Genomic DNA, 5,034 nt, shown 5'->3' with positions numbered 1-5,034 from the left:
GAAGATTATCAATAACTCTTATTCATTTTTCAAATCAATTATTATTTTTATATAAAATAAAAAATGCCCTTAAAAGGGCATCGAAATTGTTAGGATTTACGCATTTATTAATTAAAAAAAGTTCGTAGTATTGCATACTCAACACCTCGAATTTCAGCTAAACCACGTAAACGACCTATCGCTGAATACCCAGGATTTGTTTTTTTCTTCAGATCATCCAACATTTGATGCCCGTGATCTGGGCGAACAGGAATAGATCGTTTAATTCCCGCTTTTTTACGACGTTGCTCTTCTGTTATAAGTGCCTTCATTACCGAATACATGTCTACGTCACCAGCTAAATGATCGCCTTCATGAAAAGATAGGGGGTTATCTTCACGAACAGTAGCTCGTAAATGAATAAAATGAACACGGTCAGCAAATTTTTCAGCCATTGTTGCTAAATCATTATCACTACGAACTCCATAAGAACCTGTGCAAAAACAAAAACCATTATGTATGCTGTCAACAGTTTCTTTTATCCACTGCATATCTTCAATTGTTGATACTATTCGCGGTAATCCTAAAATTGGGCGAGGGGGATCATCAGGGTGAACAGTTAAGACAATACCAACTTCTTCTGCAACGGGTACAATAGCTTTTAAAAAAAGGGCATAATTTTCACGTAACTTAACTTTATCAATCCCATCATAAGTTGCAAGATGCACCCTAAACTGATCAAGTGAATAGCCTTCTTCTGCGCCAGGTAAACCGGCAATGATGTTTGCAATAAGTTTATCTTTATCGGCTTGAGTCATTTTTTCAAAATAAGATTTAGCTAAAACAGTATCTTCTTTTGAGTAATCTTTTTCTGCATTAGGTCTTTGTAGTATATAGATATCGAATGCTGCAAATGCCACTTGGTCAAAACGCAAGGCCTTTGAGCCATCAGGTAACTCGTATGCAAGATCTGTACGGGTCCAATCTAAAACGGGCATAAAATTATAACAAACAGTATCAATACCACACGTAGCTAAATTCCGAATAGATTGTTGATAATTAGCAATATATTTTTCGACGTCACCACTATGAGTTTTAATGTCTTCATGAACGGGTATACTTTCAACCACTGACCAAACAAGCCCTTTATTTTCAATGATTTTTTTTCTTTTTTCGATCTCTTCAATTGTCCAAATTTCACCATTTGGGATATGGTGAAGTGCTGTTACAATTCCAGTTGCTCCTGATTGTTTTATGTCATCTAGTGATACTGGATCACTTGGACCAAACCAACGCATTGTTTGTTCCATTTAAATCTCCTCAGTAATTTTTACTTAACTTATTTAAAGAAAAAATACAAAAACAATATTGAGATGTTTATTTATTACTAGCTAACAATGAAGCTAAAATAGCATCAAATAAGTAATCATCAAAGCTTAGTTTTTCACTATTTCAAATAGCTATTGTTTGTTTTTTATATTTTCCATATTGCCACAAAAACTGGTGTATAGCTTTTGCATCTTTTATTTGTAATGTTTATAACATTTTCTTGCAGTTATTAGACCACTTTTTGTAACTTGTATTTAATCTGCTTGGTTCGTAAAAGGTAGATAGCTAGATGCTCCCTTAATTTCTAAATATTATTAATTATGGCATTTAGTCAGGCTATATTAATATTTTAACCTTATTAAACACACCATCAAATTGGCACACCAATATTAATATTAGAGTATTTCTATTGTCAATATTAAATAAAAATAAACTCAACATAGTGGTATTGATCACAATTCCATCAAAATAGTAGTGGAATTTAATTTTATAAATGAAAATATGTCTAGCCAATAAATAAATGCTGTCATTAAACTTAAAACTAAATGGTGATATAAATATGCTAAAAATTTCGACTTTACCTCAATTTATAAAAAACCATCCAATATATGATAGGAAAGCGATAGCATCTAGAATTGTTCATTTGGGTTTTGGTGCTTTTCACCGAGCTCATCAAGCTTTGTTTATAGATCGATTATTAAATACAGGAAAAAGCGACTGGGCAATTTGTGATAGTATGACAAGGTGCATATGCATGGTCAGGACAGATGATTTTTAATTTATTTATTGGAGCCTTTGTAAGTGTTATTGGTTATGGCCCATTTTTTATCGCGTTAGCTTTTTTTGATGTGATAGGCGCTGTTGTTTTATGGACATTTATTAGAGAAAATAAAAGTTAGCATAGTATATCCTAATTAAAGGCCAATCAATGATCGTTTATTACTCTTAACTGACAAATACAATGCTTTCGACTTTATTTGTCAGTTTTTGTCAATTTTTTATTGCTTTTTTGCTAATGCTTTTTAATTCTAAATTTTAGTCAACTGTCTAAAAAGAAAATCTACGTACTATAATGATATTTACTATTGGTTAACAATGGTAACTGGAATAGAGTCAAATAAATAGCCATCAAAATTAGGATCTTCACTATCTGACACCGTCATTAATGTTTGTTTAACATTTTCTAAATGCTGCCACATAGCTTGCCGTGCTGCTTTTGCATCTTTAACTTGCAATGCTTGCAAAATTTTTTCGTGATCATCAAGCCATTTTTTTCTGTAACTATTATCGGTAATACGATTATGAAGTTGATCCCACATTTTACTCGCATTCCGTTTTTTCCATAGATCGTTGAGTAAATCTTCTAATACAGCGTTTTTCGTTGCTTTTGCAATTGTAATATGAAACATTTCATCTGCACTATAATCATCAAGTATGTTATTTTGTAAAATTTGTCGCTCTTGCTCCAAAATAGCTCTAAGCTTTACTACATCAGCTTTCACTATTTGAGATGCTGCAAATGCTGCAATATTACTCTCAATTAATTGCCTTGCTTGTAATAATTCAAATGGTCCAAAATCATTTTCTTCTATTTGTTTATTCTGCTCAGATAATGTTGCATCAGGTAAACCAATTACATAAACACCAGATCCTTTTTTTACTGTAATCAAATTCTCAAGTTCTAGCATGATTAATGCTTCACGCACTACTGTGCGACTTACACTAAATGTTTCAGCAATATCTCTTTCTGGTGGTAATCGATCGCCAATTTTATATGTGCCATTTTTCAACAAAAACTTTAGCTCATTACCAATTGCTTGATAAAGACGACTAGATGATTGCATTTTATTGCCCTTTTTTAGTAACTATATTAATTAGCGCAATAAATTATACGCTAGTTATCCCATTTAGCAGAATATTTAATATTTTTCATTGTTAATTATGTCATGAAACTAGAATACCAACTATTAACGACACATTATTTATATTATCAATACGACACAAACTAAACCAATTATAGTGATCCAGATCACAATCTAATCCAAACAATAGTGCAAATTAATTTTATAAATGGAAATATGTCTAACCAATAAAATAAGTACTGTCATTAAACTTTAAAATTACATAGAGATATCGGCGAACTAGTGATCTCAGTTTTACCTCAATTTGGTTCAGATCTTTTTAAAAATACAAAGTTTAAAGACTAAGTTACTAAATATTACCTATCAATCATAAGATTTAGTACTAAGTAAATTATTAATAATTATTTTTTGTCAAATTAGTGTTTCACCAATAACAATAAAATTTAAATAGGGGTTATGATTTATGGAGTTTCTAAATATTCTTTGGGTTATTCTTGGCATAGGATTAATGTTACTTTTAAATATTCGTTTTAAAATCAACTCAATGATTGCATTATTAGCAGCTGCAATATTTGTAGGATTGATGGCTAAAATGGATTTACTAAGCATTCTTAAAACAATCAAGTTAGGATTTGGGCATACGCTTGGTGAGCTTGCTATTATTGTTGTATTTGGTGCTGTTATTGGAAAATTAATGGTTGATTCTGGTGCTGCTCATCAAATTGCACAAACACTATTAAAACAGCTAGGCATAAAATATGTAAAATTAGCTATTATTATCATGGGGCTTATATTTGGCCTAGCGATGTTCTATGAAGCAGCATTTATCATATTGGCTCCATTAGTAATTGCTTTAGCTAAAGAAGCTAAAATTCCATTTTTAAAATTGGCTATTCCAGGTGTCGCTGCGGCAACTACTGCTCATTCGTTGTTTCCACCACAACCAGGACCAGTTGCACTAGTTGATGCCTATGGTGCGGATATGGGAATGGTTTATATTTATGGATTGATTGTTGCTATTCCATCTGTAATTTGTGCAGGTCTGATTCTTCCTAAATTTTTAGGTAATTTAGAAAGACCGACACCAGAATTTTTACAATCTGAAAATCCCATAGATGAAAATAATCTTCCATCGTTTTTTACATCAATTTCTGTTCCTTTGATTCCTGCTTATATTATGATTGCAACAACAATCGCAAATATATGGTTAGATAAGAAAACGATCACCTATTCTATTCTCAATTTTCTCGGATCATCTCAAATTGCGATGTTTATCGCCATGATTACTGCATTTATATTATTTGGAAAAAAACTTAATCATTCAATGGAATGGATTATGCGTTCTTTTGATAATGCAGTTAAAGGCATTGCAATGGTTGTATTAATTATTGGTGCTGGTGGTGCACTAAAACAAATTATAATAGATACAGGTATTGGTGATACTATTGGTCAATTAATGTCAGCTGGAGGTATATCTCCTTATATTATGGCATGGTTAATTACTATATTAATTCGTTTAGCCACAGGGCAAGGTGTTGTCTCAGCAATGACTGCTGCAGGAATTATCGGAGCAGCAGTTATTGATTCTGCTACAGGGACTATGCATGGAGTTAATCCTGCATTACTTGTGCTTGCAACGGCTGCCGGCTCTAATACATTAACTCACATTAATGATGCATCTTTCTGGCTATTCAAAGGCTACTTTGATTTATCAATTAAAGATACTTTAAAAACATGGGGGCTATTAGAGCTAATTAATTCGATTATTGGGTTAATTGTTGTGCTTATAATAAGTATCTTTGCTTAATTGTAACTATTTTCAAAAGGTTAATAACCATGCTTTGTTGTTAACCTTTTTATTTTT

The 5,034-nt window shown here is 31.9% G+C and carries 3 protein-coding genes and 2 pseudogenes; 3 read left to right on the top strand and 2 right to left on the bottom strand.

Going from position 1 to position 5,034, the window contains the following annotated elements:
- Positions 1–107: 107 nt before the first annotated feature.
- Positions 108–1,289 (bottom strand): mannonate dehydratase, encoded by a 1,182-nt coding sequence (gene uxuA / locus A9G28_RS08510; RefSeq protein WP_065580389.1) that lies wholly within the window; start codon positions 1,287–1,289, stop codon positions 108–110.
- Positions 1,290–1,867: 578 nt separating this feature from the next.
- Here uxuA and A9G28_RS14180 point away from each other — a divergent pair.
- Positions 1,868–2,041: pseudogene (locus A9G28_RS14180) on the top strand (fructuronate reductase); the annotation flags it as partial.
- 10 nt (positions 2,042–2,051) lie between these two features.
- Positions 2,052–2,207: pseudogene (locus A9G28_RS14175) on the top strand (MFS transporter); the annotation flags it as partial.
- Positions 2,208–2,390: 183 nt separating this feature from the next.
- Here A9G28_RS14175 and A9G28_RS08500 read toward each other — a convergent pair.
- Positions 2,391–3,152 (bottom strand): FCD domain-containing protein, encoded by a 762-nt coding sequence (locus A9G28_RS08500; RefSeq protein ID WP_065567630.1) that lies wholly within the window; start codon positions 3,150–3,152, stop codon positions 2,391–2,393.
- A gap of 481 nt (positions 3,153–3,633) precedes the next feature.
- Between A9G28_RS08500 and gntP the strand changes: the two genes are divergently transcribed.
- Positions 3,634–4,977 carry a gluconate permease GntP gene (gene gntP, locus A9G28_RS08495; RefSeq protein ID WP_065580387.1) on the top strand — a complete coding sequence of 448 codons (1,344 nt, stop codon included), beginning with the start codon at positions 3,634–3,636 and terminating at the stop codon, positions 4,975–4,977.
- Positions 4,978–5,034 lie beyond the last annotated feature (57 nt).

It is taken from the genome of Gilliamella sp. Fer1-1, assembly GCF_001690825.1.
In the GTDB taxonomy this organism is placed as follows: domain Bacteria; phylum Pseudomonadota; class Gammaproteobacteria; order Enterobacterales; family Orbaceae; genus Gilliamella; species Gilliamella apicola_C.
The sequence above is the reverse complement of the archived record's forward strand: the minus strand, read 5'-3'. Positions and strand labels throughout refer to the sequence as shown.